This is a genomic window from Candidatus Binatia bacterium, assembly GCA_035631035.1.
Lineage (GTDB): Bacteria > Eisenbacteria > RBG-16-71-46 > SZUA-252 > SZUA-252 > DASQJL01.
The window spans coordinates 20985-36737 of sequence record DASQJL010000113.1; the positions used below are offsets into that span (position 1 = coordinate 20985).

The window sequence follows — 15753 nt, forward strand, 5'->3', positions numbered from 1 at the left end:
TCAGCTGGCTTGCGAGCTTTCGATCAACTGCTTCGCCCGCTCCTTCTCGTACTCGTCGAGGATGCGGGCTTCGATCTTCTCGCGCGACTCGTTGTTGATCGGGTGCGCGATGTCCTGGAACGTTCCGTCGGGCTTCTTGCGGCTCGGCATGGCGACGAACATCCCGTTCGTGCCCTCGATGATCTTGAGACCCCGGATCACGAAGGCGTCGTTGAACGTCATGCTCGCGAAAGCCTTCAGCTTGTCATCGTCCCTGAGTGCGATCCGTACTTCTGTGATCTCGAGACCCATCCGTCTCACCCACCTCGAGTTCGGGACCTCGATCCTTCGAAGGCCCTGGGACCATCCCCCCCGGTCCCGGTGATACACCCTGCGCCCCCAACGCGGACGGTGCGGTCAGCCAGCTCGGGAAACCACGGCGCCATGTTCGATGCTCCGAGCGATACGCAATTCGGCGCCGCGGTTGCCGACCGCATTCAGAACCGCCTGCGCCTCGGATAGCGATTGGGACACGCCGAAAACCGTCGAGCCACTGCCGGATAGGAGCGCGCCGATCGCCCCTGAGGAGACGAGTGCGCGCTTCAATTCGGCGATACCGGGGAGATGTGGCAGGATCACGCCCTCGAACGCGTTCGACATTGCGTTCGCCACCCCATGAAGATCCCGCCGTGTGATCGCCGACGCGAGGACTCTAGCCCCCTCCCCATTTGGTGTCAACCGATTTTTGATCTGCCCGTAGGCCCAAGTCGTTGAAATCGCGGTAGCTGGAGTCGCCAGCACCACCCAGAACGGCGCGATGGGACATAGATGTCTCACCCGCTCCCCGCGACCGGTGGCCCGCGCGAGTCCGCCGCGCAGGAAGAAGGGGGCGTCCGACCCGAGTCGTCCGGCGAGCGCGGCCAGGGCCTCGGGACCGAGGTTCAGCGCGAGAAGCCGGTCGACGCCCGCAAGGAATCCGGCCGCGTCGCTGCTCCCCCCGCCGAGCCCGGAGCCCGGCGGAATGCGCTTCACGAGACGCGCGCGCACGCCGGCCCCCGCGGGCAGCGCGCCGGTCTCCCCCAGCAGCGCCCACGCGCGCTCGATCAGGTTGGGACCGGGACCGCGGATGGGCAGCCCGGCGGTCTCCAGCGAAAGTCCCGCGGGGCCGCGCTCGATGAGGATCTGGTCCTCGAGCGAGATCGCCTGGAGGAAGGTGTCCACCTCGTGGTAGCCGTCGGCGCGCCGGCCGAGGATCCAGAGCCCCAGGTTGATCTTCGCGGGGCATCGCACGCGAAGCCGTTCGACGGCCGGCGCGGCGCTTCGCGACTCGGCGCGACGGGCGGGAGCGGACACGTCAGGCCGCCGGCCAGGCGAGAATCAGGAGCACCACCAGGCACCAGAGGAGCACGTTCACGAGCGTCGCGCGATCGGTGAGCAGGTGCTCCGAGGGGTTCCCTCCCTTCTCCTCGGCATACATGAGGTAGAGGTAGCGGAAGATCCCGTAGAGCACGAAGGGGATGGTGAGGAAGAGCGGGCGGCCGTGGAACTTGGCCACCGTCTCGGGCGCGATCGTGTACACCGAGTAGGCGAGCACCGTCGCGCTCGTGACCACGGCCACCAGCTGGTCGAGGAGGCGCACGGTGTAGCGGCCGAGGGCGGCGCGGTGCCGCGACGCTTCCCCCTCGAGAACGCCCAGCTCGTGGCGCCTCTTTCCGATCGCGAGGAAGAGCGCGAGGAAGAAGGCGCAGACCAGAAGCCACGGCGAGAGCTCCACCGCCTCGGCCGAGCCCAGCCGGTCGCGCAGGAGCTCCACGCCGGCCGCGGCGCGCACCACGAAGCCGACCGCGATCGCCACCACGTCCAGCAGCACCACGTTCTTCAGCGCGAGCGAGTAGGTGACCGTGAGCGCGACGTACGCCGCCGCGCTCATCCCGAACCGCGGGCCGAGCAGGAACGAGCCGCCCAGCCCCGCCGCGAGCAGGATCGCCGCCAGGACCCACGCCGCGCCGATCGGAAGCCGCCCCGAGGCGATCGGCCGCGACCGCTTCGTCGGATGGAGCCGGTCGCGCTCCACGTCCAGCACGTCGTTCAGGACGTAGACGCCGGAGGTCGCGAGGGAGAAGGCGAGGAAGCCGAGCAGCGAGGGGAGGGCGAAGGCCGGGTCCAGGATCTTCAGCGTGAAGACCGGCCCCGCGAAGAGGACGAGGTTCTTGGTCCACTGGTAGATCCGCATCGAGCGGATCATGTCGCGCATCATCGCCGGGCGCGCTTCCCCTGCCGGCTCCGGCCCGGCCCGCGGCGATCCTCGGCGAGCACGCGCGCCTCGGCGAGATCGCAGCAGACATGGCCCACGAGCATGTGGATCTCCTGCACCCGCGCCGTGTCGCCGCTCGGCACCACGAGCGCCAGGTCGCAGCGACGCGCGAAGGACGCCCCCTTCTGCCCGGTGAGCCCGATCACGCGCATCCCCCGGCGGCGGGCCTCCTCCACGGCCGCGATCACGTTGGCTGAGCGCCCGCTGGTCGTGAGCGCCACGAGGACGTCGCCGCGGCGCCCCAGCGCCTCGAGCTGCCGGGCGAAGATCCTGTCGAACCCGAAATCGTTGGCCGCGGCCGTCAGCACCGACGTGTCCGCGTGGAGCGCAAGCGACGGGAGCGCGCGCCGGTTCTTCACGAAGCGCACGACGAACTCGGTCGCGAGGTGCTGCGCCTCGGCGGCGCTGCCGCCGTTGCCGGCCCAGAACACCGTGCGGCCCGAGAGCGCGGCGTCGGCGATCAGCGCCGCGATCCGCTCGATGGTCTCCCGCTCCCGAGCGTAGACGGCCGCGGTCAGCTCGAGCGTCTCGCGGAAGATCTCCCGGACGCGGTCCCCCTGCGGCGCGCGTTTCGCGCGGGCGCGGGCCCGGACGGCCGCGCCGGCGCGGGGGCCGCTCGCGCGCTTCACGCCGCCTCCCCCTGGCGCGACGGCCGCTCCGCCAGGTGCCGGTGCACCGCGTCCTCCCAGGGGGGAAGCGGCGTGCCGGCCAGCGCGCGATAGCGCGCGCCGGAGAGCACCGAGTAGGCGGGGCGGGGTGCCTTACGGGCGACCTGGGCGGTGGAGACCGGAGCGACCGGCACCGGTGCGCCGAGCGTGCGGGCGATCTCGACCGCAAGGCCGTGCCAGGTCGTCTCCCCCGCGTTCGTCACGTGCACGATGCCCAGGGCCCCGCGCCGTAGCAGGAGCTCGATCCCGTGGGCCAGGTCGCGCGCATACGTGGGCGAGCCGTGCTGGTCGCTGACGACCTGGAGCGGCTCGCCGCGAAGGGCCTTGGCCGCGATCGTGTCGACGAAGTTCTTCCCGCCGTGGCCGAAGAGCCAGGACGTGCGCACCACCAGGCAGGGCGCGCCCGAATCGAGCGCGGCCTCCTCGCCGGCGAGCTTCGAGGCGCCGTAGATGCCGAGCGGATGGGGCGGATCCTCCTCGACGTAGGGAGATCCCTTCGTGCCGTCGAAGACGTAGTCGCTGCTCACGTAGACGAGCACCGCACCCCGCTCGCGCGCGAGCGCGGCCACATGGCGCGTTCCGTCGCGGTTGGCGGCCATCGCCGCGGCGGGATCGCTCTCGGCCCCGTCCACGTTCGTGTAGGCGGCGGCGTGAATCACGGTGTCGAAGTCCAGCCCGCGCGCGGCCGCGCGGGTGGCCGCCTCGTCGGTGATGTCGGCTTCCTCGCGGCCCCAGAGATAGAGGGTGTCGCCGCCGGTCAGCCGCTCGCGAAGCGCGCGGCCCAGGATCCCGTTCGCGCCGGTGATCAGGACCCGCACGCTAGACGACGTCGACCAGGCTGGAGTCGCCGACCATGAAGCGGTAGGCGGTCGGCTTCAGCTGCGAGCGCTGGATCCGCACTTCCTTCCCGATCAGGGAGGCCTCGATCCGAACCGGGATGTCCTCGATCCGGCAGCGCTCGAGCACGATCGAGTGCTCGATCTCGCTGTTCCGGAGAACGACGTCGTCGTAGAGGGAGGTGAAGGGCCCCACGTAGGAATTCTCGATGCGGCAGCGCGCGCCGAGGATCAACGGGCCGCGGAGGATCGAGTTCTTCACGACCGTTCCCTGCCCCACGATCACCTCTCCCTCCACGCGCGAGGCCGCGTCCACCTCGCCGCTCACGCGCCGCTTCGCGCGCGAGAGCACCATCCGGTTCGCCTCGAGCATGTCCTCCAGCTTCCCCGTGTCCTTCCACCATCCGGTGATGACGTGGTGGCGGACCCGCTTGCCGTGGTCGATCAGGTGCTGGATGGCGTCGGTGATCTCGAGCTCGTTTCGGAAGGAGGGGCGGATCGCGTCCACCGCCTCGTGGATCGAGGGATCGAACATGTAGACGCCGACCAGCGCCAGGTCGGACTTGGGCTGCTTCGGCTTCTCCACCAGCCGCACCACGTGGTCGCCGTCCAGCTCGGCCACGCCGAACTCCTCGGGATGGGGCACGCGCGCGAGCAGGATCTCGCTGTTCGGCTGCTCGCGGCGGAACTCGTCCACCAGCGTGCGGATGCCGTCCAGGATCAGGTTGTCGCCCAGGAACATGACGAAGGGATCCTGACCCAGGTAGCCGCGCGCGACCTTCACGGCGTGGGCCAGGCCGAGCGGCTGGTCCTGGCGGATGTAGTCGGCGCGGATGCCGAAGGCGGCGCCGTCGCCGACCGCGGCCCGGATCTCGGCCTCGGTGTCGCCGACGACGATGCCGACGTCGGTGATCCCCGCGTCCCGGATCGCCTCGAGCACGTAGAAGAGGATCGGCTTGTTCGCGACCGGGATGAGCTGCTTGGCGCCCGTGTGCGTGATGGGACGGAGCCGCGTTCCCTTGCCGCCCGAGAGGACGAGCGCTTTCACGCGCCCGAACCCGACGGGGCCCCGGCGCCGGCGCCCTTCATCCGCTCGGCGGCGTACGCGGCGCCCCGCTCGAGGATCTCGCCCGCGCGCGCGACGTCCTTGGCGCCCGCGAGCGCCGAGTCCTTCTTGCCGCCGCCCTTCCCGCCCGCGACCGACACGGCGTCGCGCACCCACTGGTCGGCCTGCAGGCGATCGGTCGCCTGCGGGCCGACCACCGCCGCCACGGAGAGTTTGCCGTCGATGACGGCCAGAAGGAGCGCGCCGCCGCCCGGCAGCGCCTTCCGCACGACGTCGCCCGCCTGGCGCAGCTCGTCCACGCTGCCCGCCTCGAGCCGGGCGGCGATCACGGCGTCGCCGCGGCTCTTCGCCTCGGCGATCAGCGCCTGCACCCGCTCGAGCAAGGCACCCTGGCTCTGCTTCGCGCGCTCGTCGCGAAGCGCCCGCGACTCCTCCTGCATCTGCCGCAGCCGCTCGGCGAGCTGCTCCCGGGGCGCGCCCAGGCGCTGCGCGAGCTCGCGGAGGAGCGCCCGGTCCTCGTCGGCCCGCCGGTAGGCGAGCGCGCCCGTGACCGCCTCGATGCGGCGCACGCCGGAGGCGACGGCGGATTCCGACTCGATCCGGAGATAGCCGATCTCGCCCGTGCGCGACACGTGGCAACCGCCGCAGAGCTCGCGGCTCACGCCGTCCACGATCACCTGGCGCACGCGCTCGCCATACTTTTCCCCGAAGAGCGCCATCGCGCCCCGCTCCTGCGCCTCGCGCAGCGACGTGACCTCGGTCGCGACGGGGAAATCCCCGAGGATGTTCCGGTTCACGTCCGATTCGATCGCGTGCAGGTCCTCGGGCGTGAGCGCCTTGCCGTAGCTGAAGTCGAAGCGGAGCCGGTCGGGAGCGACGAGCGACCCCGCCTGCTTCACGCCCGTGCCGAGCCGCGCGCGGAGCGCGGCGTGGAGCAGGTGCGTCGCCGTATGGTTCCGCTGGGTCGCGGCGCGCTTCTCCGCGTCCACGGTCGCGCGGTAGGGGCCCGCGTGGGGCGCGCCCTCCACGACCTCGGCGCGATGAACGACGAGATCGGCCTCCTTCACCGTATCCACGACGCGCAGCCGCGCCGGCGCGGCACCCGGCATCGCCTCGAGCCATCCGGTGTCCCCGACCTGTCCGCCCCCCTCGGCGTAGAAGGGGGTGATGTCGAGGGTGAGCTCCACCTCGCGCGGACCGCCGCCCTCGGCGGGCACCTCGCGCAGGCTCCGGATCGAGACGTCCTCCACCTCAAGCCGGTCGTAGCCGACGAATTTGGAATGGTCCCCGCGCGTGAGCTCCTGCCACGGTCCCGCGGTCTTCCGGCGCGTCTCGAAGCGGCCCGCCTTGCGCGCGCGGTCCCGCTGCTCGTCCATGGCGGCCTCGTAGGCCGGCATGTCGACGTCCAGCCCGCGCTCCCGCGCGAGCTCCGCGGTGAGATCGATCGGGAATCCGTACGTGTCGTACAGCATGAAGGCGGCGCTCCCGGGGTAGACCCGGCTTCCCGCCTTCGCGAGCGAGTCGGCCGTCTCCTCGAAGCGGGTCATCCCCGTCTCGAGCGTCTCCGCGAACCGCGCCTCCTCCTCGTGGATCGCCGCCGCGACCGCCGGCTGCTCGCGGCGGAGGTACTCGTACTCGTCGTACGCGGCCATGGCGTCGACCACCGGTCCCACCAGGCGCGAGAGGAAGGGCCCGTGGATCTCGAGATCGCGCCCGAAGCGCGCCGCGCGGCGCAGGAGCCGCCGCGCCACGTAGCCGCGTCCCTCGTTGGAGGGGCGCACACCCTCGGCGAAGGTGAAGACGAGTGCGCGAACGTGGTCGGTGATGACGCGCGCGGCGCGACGCCCGCGGTCCCCCTGGGACGCCTTGGGCGAGCCCATCCGCTTCACCGCGTCGCCGATCGGGCGGAGCAGATCGTTGTCGTAGATCGAGGGCGCCCCCTGGAGGATCATCGCGAGCCGCTCGAGCCCCATGCCGGTGTCGATGCCGCGGTTGGGAAGCGGCTTCCGGGAGCCGTCGGGCGCCTGGTCGTACTGCGGGAAGACCAGGTTGTAGAACTCGAGGTAGCGCTCGCAGTCGCATCCGGGAGCGCACTCCGGCCGGCCGCAGCCGGTGCCCGGTCCCTGGTCCCAGTAGATCTCGGAGCAGGGGCCGCAGGGGCCCGAGCCGCCCGCCGGCCCCCAGAAGTTGTCCTTTTCGTCGAGGCGCGTGACGCGCTTGGCCCCCAGGCCGATGTGCTTCGCCCAGAGGTCGAACGCCTCGTCGTCCTCGCGGAAGACCGACGGGAAGAGGCGCTCCTGCGGCATCCCGAGCGTCACGGTGATGAGCTCCCACGCCCACTCGATCGCTTCCTTCTTGAAGTAGTCGCCGAAGGAGAAGTTGCCCAGCATCTCGAACAGCGTGCAGTGGCGCACGGTGACGCCGATGTTCTCGATGTCGGTGAGCCTGAGGCAGCGCTGCACGGTGACCGCGCGGCGCGTCGGAGGCGCGAGCGGCGAGGCGTAGTAGGACTTGAACGGCACCATCCCCGCCGAGGTGAAGAGCAGGGTGGGGTCATCCAGCGGCACGAGCGGGGCCATGGGCAGATGGGCATGGCCGCGCTCCTTGTAGAAGTCGAGGAAAGTGCGGCGCAGCTCGTTCGTCGTGGTTGGCATCAGGAAGTCATGACTCCGGATGGGATCGCTCGGACACGAGATCCCGGATGGTGTCCCAGGAAAAGCCCCGGCGCAAGAGGGCCGATTGGAGGAGCCGCCGCCGCTGCTCCGGGTCGCGCCGCGCGAGCTTTTTGCCCACCTCCCGCGCCGCCGCCTCGGCGCGCCCCTCCTCGGTGTCGAGCGCCCGCTCTGCCAGGTCGGAATCGGCGCGGATCGCCTCTTCCGCCGCGGCGACCAGGCTCCGCGGCAGCCCGTGACGCGCCAGCTTGGTCTCGATCAGGCGGAGCGCCTGCGGCTTCCGGCCGAGCTCCGCGCGCACGAACCAGGCGAGATAGGCCCGATCGTCCAGAAGCGAGACGCGGCGGAGCCGCTCCACGGCGCGCTCCACCGCGTCCGGTACGTAGCCGCGCTCGATCAGCCGGTCCGTCACCTCGCGCTCGGTGCGCGGGCCACGGGCCAGGATCCGGAGCGCCGCTTCCTTGGCCGAATCGTCCGACGCCGCCTGCTCGGGCGGAATCGGTTGTCGCATCGCCGGGTCCTAGATCCGGACCCGCCGGTCGCCGGAAGGAGCCGCCGCCTTCGGCTCGGATCCGTTCTCCTCCGCTTCCGCCGCGGGGCCGCGCGTCAGCCCGAGCGCCTCGCGCATCTTCACGGAGAGCTCGGCAAAGGCGTCGGGATGCTCCCGCAGCCAGAGTCGCGCGTTCTCGCGTCCCTGGCCGATCCGCTCCTCGCCGTAGCTGAACCAGGTGCCGCTCTTCTGGACCAGGTTGCGCTCGACGGCCAGGTCGAGCAGCTCGCCCTCGCGCGAGATCCCCTCGTTGTAGAGGATGTCGAACTCGGCTTCCTTGAAGGGGGCCGCGACCTTGTTCTTCACGACCTTCACCTTCACGTGGTTGCCGATCACGTTGTCGCCGTCCTTGATCGAGCCGATGCGGCGGATGTCGAGGCGGATCGAGGCGTAGAACTTGAGCGCGCGCCCACCGGTCGTGGTCTCGGGGTTGCCGAACATCACGCCGATCTGCATGCGGATCTGGTTGATGAAGATGACCGTGGTGCGCGACTTGGAGATGGTGCCGGTCAGCTTGCGCAGGGCCTGCGACATGAGGCGCGCCTGGAGGCCCATGTGCGAGTCGCCCATCTCCCCCTCGATCTCGGCTTTCGGCACGAGCGCGGCGACCGAGTCGATCACGATCACGTCCACCGCGCCGCTCCGGACGAGGTGCTCGGCGATCTCGAGAGCCTCCTCGCCGGTGTCGGGCTGCGAGACGTGCAGCGCGTCGATGTCCACGCCGAGCCGCTTCGCGTACGCGGCGTCCAGGGCGTGCTCGGCGTCGATGAAGACCGCGTTCCCGCCCTGCTTCTGCGCCTGCGCGATGATGCTCAGCGCGAGCGTCGTCTTGCCCGAGGACTCGGGGCCGTAGACCTCGATCACGCGTCCTCGCGGGATGCCGCCGACGCCGAGCGCCGCGTCCAGCGCGATCGACCCCGTCGGGATCGCCTCGACCTGCACGCGGGCCGAATCGGAGCCCAGCTTCATGATGGCGCCCTTCCCGAACTGCCGCTCGATCTGCTGCACGGCCAGCTCCAGCGCCTTCGTTCGTTCCTTGCTCATCTCGCGCGTCGTCGACGGGCCCACTTCCCGAGCGGTCACGTTGCCTGCCATGTGCACTCCCCCTGAGTTTGGTGACGGCGATCCATCCGGGACGCCTGGTTCGGGCCGGGGCGAAAGGTGGTTCGTGAGTGGGTTCGCGCGGGCTTTCCCCACACGTCCGTCAGCCTGCCTGCGAACCCGGTGATTGGAGGCGTATTTCCTCGAGAACATTATACATGGCACCGCTTTTGTGGAGCTGACTTTTCATGACCGCAAGCCGATGGAGGGGCTCCGCTTCGGGCGGTTCGGAGAGGGACGCGCGCATCAGCGTCTCCACGCCGCGGGCGCCCTCGCGGGCGCGCGCCAGGGTGAGGTGGGCGCGAAACGGCTTGTCGGGAAAACCGAACCCGTCGCGCTCAAGGCCGTCGTTCACGGCGGTCGCGAGCGCCTCGGTCTCGGCCCCTCCCTGCGCCAGCCCCACCCAGAGCACGCGCGGGCGCTCCGGACGCGGGAACGCGCCCAGCCGGCCGAGCCGCGCGACCGGTGCGGCGAGGCCCGTGCCGCTCCGGCGCACCGAATCGCGCACCCGGACGAGCTGCTCGTCGTCCAGGTCGCCCAGGAAGCGAACGGTGAAGTGCGCGTTCTCCGGCTTGACCCAGGAGAGGCCCGCGGAGCGCCCGGCCAGGTCCTGGCCCAGGCCGCGCACATACGCGATCCAGGAATCGGGGATCAGCAGCGCGATGAAGGTGCGCGTCATCCCCGCCGTCATGCCGGCGCGTGCGCCATGTGCCGGCGCACCAGGTCCAGCGCCAGAGCCGAGGAGCGCACCACGATCTCCTCGCGCGTGCCGGTCAGCTGGAGGCGCACCGCCTGCGCTCCTTCGGCCGTGGCGAGCCCCAGGTAGACGAGCCCGACCGGCTTCTCCGGCGTGCCGCCGTCGGGACCGGCGATCCCGGTGCTCGAGACCGCGAGGTCGGCCCCGAAGCGCTCGCGCGCGCCGGCGGCCATCTCCTGCGCCGTCTCGGCGCTCACGGCGCCGTGCCGCGCGAGGGTCGCCCCGGAGACGCCGAGCAGCGTCTCCTTGGCGCGATTGGAGTAGGCGGTCACGCCGCCCAGGAAGTAGCGCGAGGCGCCCGGCGTCGCCGTGATCGTCGCGCCGATGGCCCCCGCCGTGAACGACTCGGCGGCGGCCAGGGTGCGTCCCTGCTCGGCGAGCATCCCGCCGAGGACGTCGGCCATGGTGTCGCGGCCGAAGCCGTAGAGCGACTCGCCCACCGCCTCCACCACGCGCCGCTCGATGCGACGGATCGCCTCGGCGGCCCACGACGGATCGAGCGCGAGCACCGTCAGCGTCACGTCCAGCCCGTAGGAGTGCGGCAGGTAGCCCACGCGCACGTCGGGCGCCTCCGCCTCGATCCCGGCCAGGCGCTCCGCCAGCACCGACTCGGAGAGGCCGATCGTCCGGATCACGCGGCGCGAGATCCCGGGGCCCACATTGGCCGCCTTGATGAACGGGATCACGTACTGCGAGAGCATCGCCTCGGCCTCGGCGGGAACGCCGGGGAGCGCGAAGTAGTCGGTTTCCAGGTGGTCGAAGTGGAGGCCGGGCGCCGTGCCGCGCGGATTTTCGATGACGCGCGCGCCGCGCGGGACCAACGCCTGCGCCTCGTTGATGGCGGGCATCTCGATCCCCCGCGACTTGAAGCGGGCGCGGATGTGGGCCAGCACCGATTCGTCCAGCACCAGGCGGCGGCGGAACACCGTCGCGATCACCTTGCGTGTGAGGTCGTCGGGCGTGGGGCCGAGCCCGCCAGTCGCGATCACGAACCGCGCGCGATGTCCCGCGGCGCGGAACGCCTCGGAGAGGCGCGCCGTGTCGTCGCCGACGGTGGTCTGGAAGATCACCTCGACCCCGATCTCGGCCAGCCGCTCGAGAATCCGGTCGGCGTTCGTGTTCCGCTTCAGCCCGTGCAGAAGTTCGGTGCCGATCGTGATGATCTCGGCGCTCACAGGAGGATTCCTTTCACCGCGGGGATCGCGAGCAGGAGACGCAGCGCCACGTTGGTCGCGACGCCCGCGAGCAGGTCGTCCACGACGACGCCGTAGCCCCCCGGCAGCCCCTGGCTCCGCCGGATCCCGAACGGCTTCAGGATATCGAAGACGCGGAAGAGCAGGAACGCCAGAGCGAGGAGGAGCCATGGCCCGGGCCGGCCCAGGCGGGCGATCCCCCACACCGATACCAGCATCCCGATCACCTCGTCGATGACGATCGGCTTGGCGTCGGTGCCCAGGTCCTTCTCCGCCTCGCCGCTCGACCAGACCGCGAGCGGCAGGAGCGCGAGGATCGCGACCAGGAGCGGCGCCGGCGCGAGGGACGAGGGGGCGACGTGGGCGAGCAGCGCGAGCAGCCCGGCCACCCCGAATGAGGCGGCGGTGGCGGGGGCGATCGGGAAGCGCCCGACGCCGAACGCCGTGGCGAGGAGAACGGCGGCGCGACGCATGCCGGCGCCGGGCCCTAGCCCAGCGTCTTCAGCACGAGCTTGCAGGCCACCTTCAGCGTGTCGAAGACGCCCGCGCCGCGGAGCGCGACCGCCTCGAAGTACGGCGCCTGGCTCGGATTCAGCTCCTTCTCGAGGTCGGCCACGGAGACCACCCGCGGCAGGTCGCGCTTGTTGTACTGCATCACCAGCGGGACCTTCTCGGTGGCGAGCCCGTGCTCGGAGAGGTTGTCGTGCATGTTCATCAGGCTCTCGACGTTCGCGTCGAAGCGGTCGATCTGCGAGTCGGCCACGAACACGATCCCGTCCACGCCCTTCAAGATCAGCTTCCGGCTGGCGTTGTAGTAGACCTGCCCCGGCACCGTGTACAGGTGGAAGCGCGTGCGGAAGCCGCGGATCTGCCCCAGCTCGAGCGGCAGGAAGTCGAAGAAGAGGGTGCGGTCCATCTCGGTGGCGAGCGAGATCATCTTGCCGCGGGTCTCCTGCGGCACGCGGGAATAGATGTGCTGGAGGTTGGTCGTCTTGCCGCAGAGCCCCGGACCGTAATAGACGATCTTGCAGTTGATTTCCCGGGACGAGTAGTTGATCAGCGACACGAAGCGATCGTGCTCCTTACTCCCGGAACAGGCTGTCGATCTCGCTGTCCGCCTCCGCCAGGAATTCGGCTCCCAGCGTGGGCACGGTGGCCTCCTCGTTCCGATACTGCAGCTTGTTGAAGAGCCGGTTCAGCACGACGATCAGCTCGTCCGAGGCGCGGCGCGCCTTCAGGCGCACCAGTCCCAGCGAGGTCTTCTTGTCGAAGAGGACGACCAGGATCACGCGATTGGCGATGAGCGACAGGTAGAGGCTCTCGTTCGTCCCCTGGTGCACCAGGGTGGCGAAGTCCTTCTCGCCGACCATCTCGGCGAGCTGGGCGTTGGCCGCGAAATCGGCCGCCGCGAGCGAGGAGAAGGAGGTGACGTCGAAGCCGGGAGGCTCGCCGATCGAGTTGATGAGCTGACCGGTCTTGTCGATCAGCATGACGCTGCGCGATCCCGCGCTGCGCATCAACGTCTGCAGAATGAGACTGATCGAGTAGAAGTCTTCCTCGAAAAGCGCCCAATTACCCTTGACCATCGTCCTGGCTCCTTGGACAACGGGCCCGAGACGCGGCACGGATCGGCCGCCCGCCCGCGAAAGAGGGTGCCCTGCCCGTCCCTCGCGAACCCTGCGGCGAGGCCGATGTGCCCCCACACCCATCCATGGCGCGACACCCGTCGCGCGACTTCGAGGAATTGGGCGAAACCTACCATGTTCCCCTCATGGGTCAAGGGGAATGTACCGGAACTTGGAGGGTTACCCGATTTCCTTCCTGCCGGTGAGGGCCCGGGCCAGCGTGACCTGGTCGGAGAACTCGAGGTCGGAGCCCATCGGGACGCCGCGCGCGATGCGCGTGACGGTGAGATCCGGAACGGACTGGAGAAGGCGCGCGATGTAGAGGGCGGTCGCCTCGCCCTGCGCCGTGGGATTGGTGGCGACGATCACCTCGCGCACGCTCCCCTCCTTCACGCGGCGGAGCAGCTCGGTCAGGCGGAGCTGGTCGGGGCCGATGCCGTCCACCGGCGAGAGGGCGCCCTTGAGCACGTGGTAGCGGCCGCGGAACTCGCCCGTCCGCTCCAGCGCGAGCACGTCCATCGCCTGCTCCACGACGCAGAGAAGCGACGGGTCGCGGCGGGTGTCCGCGCACAGCGCGCAGGGCTGGGTTTCGGTGACGTTGCCGCAGATCTCGCAGTCGGTGACCTTCGCCTTGAGATCGAGGATGGCCTCCGCCAGGCGGCGCGCATCCGCCTCGGAGGTGCGGAGCATGTGGAAGGCGATCCGCTGCGCCGACTTCCGGCCCAGCCCCGGCAGGCGGGTGAGCTCGGCGATGAGCGCTTCGAGGAGAGCGGAGGAGTACTGCATCCGGAGCTACAGGAGTCCCGGCGGCAGGCCCGCCCCCGCGGTGACCTTGCCCATCTCCTCCTCGACCATCTTCGTCACCTTGGCGCGGGCATCGCGGAACGCGGCCAGGACCAGGTCCTCGAGGAGGTCCGCCTCCTCCGGCTTCACCACCTCGGGGTCGATCGCGATCGCGGTCACCTCCTGCGCGCCGTTCATCGTGACCTTGACCTTGCCGCCGCCCGAGGAGCCGATCACTTCTTTGGCTTTCAGCTCCTCCTGGACCTGCGTCATCTTGGCCTGGAGCGCCTGCGCCTTCTTCAGCATCGCCTGGATGTTCATGCCACTCCGTTCCCCGGCGCGCCCGTCTCGCCGCTCAGGTCGAGGATCTCCCCGTCGAAGATCTCGACGATCCGCTGCACGATCGAGGGCGCCCCCGGCGCCGGACGAGCCGCGGGAGCCGCGGCGGCCGCCTCGGGCCCCGCCGCCGACGCGTCCGCTTGAAGCTCGCCGCGCACGCGCTCGGCCGCGGCCGTGGCCGCGAAGGCGTCGCCCACGACGCAGGCGAGCGTGGCGCCCCGTCCGAACTGCCGCTCGAATTCCTGGTTCAGGATCTCCCGGTTCTCCTTCATCTCGAGCATCGCCTTGTGGAAGGAGTGCTCCGGCGCGAGGGCCACGCGGACCGCGGTGCCGTTCACGCCGAGGAACGTCCCTTCCTCGAGGCAGGTCCCGAGGAGGAGTTTACGCTCTTTCACGCCGTCCACGATCCGCTTCCAGCGCTCGGCGCCATGCTCCGCGGACGTGCCCGCGGACGAAGCCACGTCCCCGGCTGGCGCCGCGGGTATCTCGCGCGCCGGCGCTGCGAGGGGCGCCGGAGCTGCAGGGGACGGGCGATCCGGAACCGTGACCGCGCCGGCGAACGGAGGGACGCCGGCCGCGTGCGCCTCGGTGGTCCGCGGCGGGACCGGCTTGGCGGGCTGTGGCGGCGGGGCCGTCGCGGGTCGCCGCGGAGCTGCGGCCGGCGTCCCCGCCGACGCGACTCCGCCGGGTGCGCTCGCGCCGCCTTCCCCGCCCAGGCGGCGCTCCAGCGCGGCGAGCCGCCGGAGCAGCTCGTCGATGGAGGATGCCGAGGGAAGCGTGCACAGCTCGAGCAGGGCGACCTCGAGCAGCGCGCGCGGGGTCTCGGCGCGGCGCAGGTCGCCCCGGCTCTCCAGTAGGAGCGCGAGCATGGCGCTCAGGTCGTTCGCGTGGAAGCGCGAGGCCTGCGCGGCGTAACGCTCGCGATCGGAGGGGGCGGCGTCCACCAGCTTCTCCAGCGAGCGGTCCACCGCGATGAGCATGAGCTGGCGCAGATGGTGGGCGAGCCCGTCGGCGACCTCCTCCACGTCCATCCCGCCGTCGTACAGGCGGTCCATCGTCTCGAGGGCCTGCTTCGGGCTGCGCGCGGCGATCGCGTCGCCCAGCTCGAAGAAGGGATCCAGTCCGCCCAGGCCGAGCGCCTGCGCCACGGCGTCGGCGGTCACCCCCTCCGGCGCGACCGAGAGCGCCTGATCGAGGCGCGAGAGCGCGTCCCGGACCGAGCCCTCCGACGCGCGCGCGATGAGCGCCGCGGCTTCGGGATCGAGCTTCACCTTCTCCGCGGCGGCGACCGTTTCCAGATGCGCCACCAGCTCCTCGCTCCGGAGCCTCCGGAACTCGAACACCTGGCAGCGGGAGGCGATGGTGTCGGGCACGTCGAGCGGCTCGGTCGTGGCGAAGACGAAGCGGACGTGCGGCGGCGGCTCTTCCAGCGTCTTCAAGAGCGCGTTCCACGCGAAGTCGGTGAGCTGGTGCGCTTCGTCGATGATGTAGACCTTGGACTTCCCGCCCGAGGGGGCGTACTTGACGTTCTCGCGGAGATTGCGGATCTCCTCGATCCCCCGGTTGGAGGCGCCGTCGATCTCGAGCACGTCGAGCGACGTGCCCGACGTGATCTCGACACACGAGTGGCACTGGTTGCACGGCTCCGACTCGCCGTCCTTCCGGCGCTCGCAGTTGAGCGCCTTGGCCACGAGACGGGCGGTCGTGGTCTTGCCGCTGCCCCGGGGGCCGGCGAAGAGATAGGCGTGGGCCACGCGGTTGGCGGCGACCGCGCGCTCGAGGGTGGTGCGCACGGGGTCCTGTCCGACGAGGTCGGCGAAGCGCTGCGGGCGATACTTGCGGGCGAGTGCCAGGTGATTCACCGATCGCT

General features: G+C 70.7%; 17 protein-coding genes. All 17 read right to left on the reverse strand.

The annotated features are described in order from the left end of the window. A complete protein-coding gene (gene spoVG / locus VE326_12320; protein ID HYJ33993.1) occupies positions 1–291 on the reverse strand; it encodes a septation regulator SpoVG in 291 nt (96 codons plus the stop codon). Positions 292–396: 105 nt separating this feature from the next. After that, positions 397–1332, reverse strand: a complete 936-nt coding sequence (ispE, locus tag VE326_12325) for a 4-(cytidine 5'-diphospho)-2-C-methyl-D-erythritol kinase (protein HYJ33994.1) — start codon at positions 1330–1332, stop codon at positions 397–399. A 1-nt stretch (position 1333) separates the two neighbouring features. After that, positions 1334–2224, reverse strand: a complete 891-nt coding sequence (locus VE326_12330) for a decaprenyl-phosphate phosphoribosyltransferase (GenBank protein HYJ33995.1) — start codon at positions 2222–2224, stop codon at positions 1334–1336. Positions 2225–2232: 8 nt separating this feature from the next. Beyond that, on the reverse strand, positions 2233–2922 hold the full coding sequence (locus VE326_12335) for an SIS domain-containing protein (GenBank protein HYJ33996.1): 690 nt from the start codon (positions 2920–2922) through the stop codon (positions 2233–2235). Next, entirely contained in the window at positions 2919–3779 is an 861-nt protein-coding gene (gene rfbD / locus VE326_12340) for a dTDP-4-dehydrorhamnose reductase (GenBank protein HYJ33997.1), read from the reverse strand. The genes VE326_12335 and rfbD overlap by 4 nt, the downstream gene beginning before the upstream one ends. Position 3780: 1 nt before the next feature. Beyond that, a complete protein-coding gene (locus VE326_12345) occupies positions 3781–4845 on the reverse strand; it encodes a glucose-1-phosphate thymidylyltransferase (protein HYJ33998.1) in 1065 nt (354 codons plus the stop codon). Further along, positions 4842–7517 (reverse strand): alanine--tRNA ligase, encoded by a 2676-nt coding sequence (gene alaS / locus VE326_12350; protein HYJ33999.1) that lies wholly within the window; start codon positions 7515–7517, stop codon positions 4842–4844. The genes VE326_12345 and alaS overlap by 4 nt, the downstream gene beginning before the upstream one ends. 7 nt (positions 7518–7524) lie before the next feature. Further along, positions 7525–8046 carry a regulatory protein RecX gene (locus VE326_12355; GenBank protein ID HYJ34000.1) on the reverse strand — a complete coding sequence of 174 codons (522 nt, stop codon included), beginning with the start codon at positions 8044–8046 and terminating at the stop codon, positions 7525–7527. A gap of 9 nt (positions 8047–8055) precedes the next feature. Then, positions 8056–9129: a recombinase RecA gene (gene recA / locus VE326_12360; GenBank protein HYJ34001.1), complete on the reverse strand. Its 1074-nt coding sequence runs from the start codon at positions 9127–9129 to the stop codon at positions 8056–8058. Between the two features lie 160 nt (positions 9130–9289). After that, positions 9290–9865 (reverse strand): RNA 2',3'-cyclic phosphodiesterase, encoded by a 576-nt coding sequence (gene thpR / locus VE326_12365; protein ID HYJ34002.1) that lies wholly within the window; start codon positions 9863–9865, stop codon positions 9290–9292. Positions 9866–9873: 8 nt separating this feature from the next. Further along, positions 9874–11118, reverse strand: a complete 1245-nt coding sequence (locus VE326_12370) for a competence/damage-inducible protein A (protein ID HYJ34003.1) — start codon at positions 11116–11118, stop codon at positions 9874–9876. Further along, a complete protein-coding gene (locus VE326_12375; GenBank protein HYJ34004.1) occupies positions 11115–11609 on the reverse strand; it encodes a phosphatidylglycerophosphatase A in 495 nt (164 codons plus the stop codon). Before VE326_12375 ends, VE326_12370 begins: the two co-directional genes overlap by 4 nt. Positions 11610–11623: 14 nt before the next feature. Next, positions 11624–12202 (reverse strand): GTPase domain-containing protein, encoded by a 579-nt coding sequence (locus VE326_12380; protein ID HYJ34005.1) that lies wholly within the window; start codon positions 12200–12202, stop codon positions 11624–11626. A 16-nt stretch (positions 12203–12218) separates the two neighbouring features. Next, positions 12219–12722: a roadblock/LC7 domain-containing protein gene (locus tag VE326_12385; protein ID HYJ34006.1), complete on the reverse strand. Its 504-nt coding sequence runs from the start codon at positions 12720–12722 to the stop codon at positions 12219–12221. A 219-nt stretch (positions 12723–12941) separates the two neighbouring features. Continuing rightward, on the reverse strand, positions 12942–13547 hold the full coding sequence (recR, locus tag VE326_12390; protein HYJ34007.1) for a recombination mediator RecR: 606 nt from the start codon (positions 13545–13547) through the stop codon (positions 12942–12944). A 6-nt stretch (positions 13548–13553) separates the two neighbouring features. Further along, the gene (locus VE326_12395) at positions 13554–13865 is read right to left on the reverse strand and encodes a YbaB/EbfC family nucleoid-associated protein (GenBank protein HYJ34008.1); all 312 of its coding nucleotides are present in this window, start codon (positions 13863–13865) and stop codon (positions 13554–13556) included. Further along, positions 13862–15745, reverse strand: coding sequence for a DNA polymerase III subunit gamma/tau (gene dnaX / locus VE326_12400; protein HYJ34009.1), 1884 nt, complete (start codon positions 15743–15745; stop codon positions 13862–13864). The genes VE326_12395 and dnaX overlap by 4 nt, the downstream gene beginning before the upstream one ends. Between the last annotated feature and the right edge of the window lie 8 nt (positions 15746–15753).

What these genes read in the sequence shown, in the direction of transcription:
- alaS (HYJ33999.1), bottom strand. Translation starts at nt 7,517, where the DNA reads ATGCCAACCACGACGAACGAGCTGCGCCGCACTTTCCTCGACTTCTAC.
- VE326_12385 (HYJ34006.1), bottom strand. Translation starts at nt 12,722, where the DNA reads ATGGTCAAGGGTAATTGGGCGCTTTTCGAGGAAGACTTCTACTCGATC.
- VE326_12375 (HYJ34004.1), bottom strand. Translation starts at nt 11,609, where the DNA reads ATGCGTCGCGCCGCCGTTCTCCTCGCCACGGCGTTCGGCGTCGGGCGC.
- spoVG (HYJ33993.1), bottom strand. Translation starts at nt 291, where the DNA reads ATGGGTCTCGAGATCACAGAAGTACGGATCGCACTCAGGGACGATGAC.
- recA (HYJ34001.1), bottom strand. Translation starts at nt 9,129, where the DNA reads ATGAGCAAGGAACGAACGAAGGCGCTGGAGCTGGCCGTGCAGCAGATC.
- VE326_12330 (HYJ33995.1), bottom strand. Translation starts at nt 2,224, where the DNA reads ATGATCCGCTCGATGCGGATCTACCAGTGGACCAAGAACCTCGTCCTC.
- recR (HYJ34007.1), bottom strand. Translation starts at nt 13,547, where the DNA reads ATGCAGTACTCCTCCGCTCTCCTCGAAGCGCTCATCGCCGAGCTCACC.
- VE326_12395 (HYJ34008.1), bottom strand. Translation starts at nt 13,865, where the DNA reads ATGAACATCCAGGCGATGCTGAAGAAGGCGCAGGCGCTCCAGGCCAAG.
- thpR (HYJ34002.1), bottom strand. Translation starts at nt 9,865, where the DNA reads ATGACGCGCACCTTCATCGCGCTGCTGATCCCCGATTCCTGGATCGCG.
- VE326_12355 (HYJ34000.1), bottom strand. Translation starts at nt 8,046, where the DNA reads ATGCGACAACCGATTCCGCCCGAGCAGGCGGCGTCGGACGATTCGGCC.